Source organism: Cupriavidus consociatus (assembly GCF_017814975.1).
Taxonomy (GTDB): Bacteria; Pseudomonadota; Gammaproteobacteria; order Burkholderiales; family Burkholderiaceae; genus Cupriavidus; species Cupriavidus consociatus.
The window spans coordinates 1-251 of record NZ_JAGIQA010000224.1 but is presented as its reverse complement, the minus strand read 5'-3'; the positions used below and the strand labels follow the sequence as shown (position 1 = coordinate 251).

Annotated in this window: 1 pseudogene; it reads right to left on the bottom strand. The window is 46.2% G+C overall.

The annotated features are described in order from the left end of the window. Positions 1-112, bottom strand: a pseudogene (gene oprI / locus J8I82_RS38170) (outer membrane lipoprotei OprI); the annotation flags it as partial. Positions 113-251 lie beyond the last annotated feature (139 nt).

The window sequence follows — 251 nt, the reverse complement described above, 5'->3', positions numbered from 1 at the left end:
CTGCGTCTTCAGTTGCAGTCAGACGAGCTTCGGTTTCTTTGGAGACGCTGCTGCAACCGGTAGCCAGAACTGCGGCCAGAGCCAGAGCAGAGAATTTCAGAACGTTGTTCATCGTGTTCCCCTTCAAGGACTTTCAATTTAATGGCTACTTTCTCAGAGTGAGCTAATAGCCGGCGTACATACTACCCATTACTTGTAGTAAGTAAACTGACGTTGCGCAAGAAGCAAAAAAAATTCTTGTGCTGAATCTA